Source organism: Bradyrhizobium sp. Leo170, assembly GCF_004296405.1.
Lineage (GTDB): Bacteria > Pseudomonadota > Alphaproteobacteria > Rhizobiales > Xanthobacteraceae > Bradyrhizobium.
Genome location: NZ_PSRR01000705.1, coordinates 1 through 1,470 on the forward strand (window position 1 = coordinate 1; position 1,470 = coordinate 1,470).

At 59.1% G+C, this 1,470-nt stretch carries 1 protein-coding gene; it reads left to right on the forward strand.

From position 1 onward, the window contains the following. Window positions 1-84: 84 nt before the first annotated feature. A protein-coding gene (locus CWO89_RS44130) for an IS3 family transposase (protein ID WP_130584375.1) occupies window positions 85-1,435 on the forward strand; the annotation gives its coding sequence in 2 pieces (ribosomal slippage) (window positions 85-422 and window positions 421-1,435; 1,353 coding nt in all). Window positions 1,436-1,470 lie beyond the last annotated feature (35 nt).

The following is a 1,470-nucleotide window of genomic DNA, read 5'->3' on the forward strand; positions in this document are numbered from 1 at the left end:
TGTTCGCCGTCGAGACCTTTGAGACAAATTGAAGGATTTTGCGGAGGGAGGATTTCTGGTTCATCGTAGCCACCAGGAGCGAAGATGAAACAGAAATCCGGACCGGGCAAAGCGCCGGCAGAACAAGTGCTAAAGGACATTCGGCGTCAGACGCGCCGGCATTACTCGGCAGAAGAGAAGATCCGCATCGTGCTGGAAGGACTTCGGGGCGAGGAGAACATCTCCGAACTTTGCCGCCGAGAAGGCATCGCCGCCTCGATGTATTATGGCTGGTCCAAGGAGTTCCTCGAAGCTGGTAAGCGCCGTCTGGCGGGGGATACGGCACGTGCGGCAACCTCCGGCGAGGTAAAGGATCTGCGTCGTGAGACGGCCGCGTTGAAGGAAGTTGTGGCCGACCTCACCCTTGAGAACCGGCTGCTCAAAAAAGCATGAACGGGGATGGGGAGGACGAGGCATGAGATACCCTGCGTCCGAGAAGGCCGAGATCATCCAGTTGGTCGAGCAGTCGCATCTGCCGGCCAAGCGCACGCTGGACAAGCTCGGGATCCCACGCGCCACGTTTTATAGATGGTATAATCGCTACTGTGAGGGTGGCATTGAAGCGCTGGCCGATCATCGGTCCCGACCTGACCGGGTCTGGAATCGCATCCCCGACGATGTGCGGGGCCAGATCATTGATTTAGCGCTGGAGCTTCCGGAGCTGTCGCCGCGCGAACTGGCCGTGCGCTTCACCGACGAACGGAAGTATTTTGTCTCCGAGGCGTCGGTCTATCGGCTGCTGAAGGCACATGACCTCATCACCAGCCCGGCTTATGTGGTGATCAAGGCGGCGAACGAGTTCAAGGACAAGACCACCGCCATCAACCAGCTCTGGCAGACCGACTTTACCTACCTCAAGATCACCGGCTGGGGCTGGTACTACCTGTCGACCGTGCTCGACGACTTCTCGCGTTACATCGTGGCCTGGAGGCTTGGTCCCACGATGTGCGCCTCCGACGTCACGGCCACGCTCGACCAGGCACTCGCGGCCTCCGGCCTTGACCACATCACCGTCGCGCACCGGCCGAGGCTTCTCAGCGACAATGGTTCGAGTTACGTCGCGGACGATCTGGCCAAGTGGCTCGACCATAAGGGCATGCAGCATGTGCGCGGCGCTCCATATCATCCTCAGACCCAGGGAAAGATCGAGCGCTGGCATCAGACTCTGAAGAACCGCATTCTGCTCAGCAATTACTACCTGCCTGGCGATCTCGAACGGCAGGTACGCGCCTTCGTCGAACACTACAACCACGTCCGCTATCATGAGAGCATCGACAACCTCACACCTGCCGATGTCTACTTCGGCAGGGCGGAAGCGATCCTTGCAGAACGCAAACGCATCAAGCTTGTCACTATCGCAAACCGCCGCTTGCAGCATCAGCTGCAGGCCGCTTAAACTCTAACCCCTGATGAGCCAGAGCCTCCCTTCTC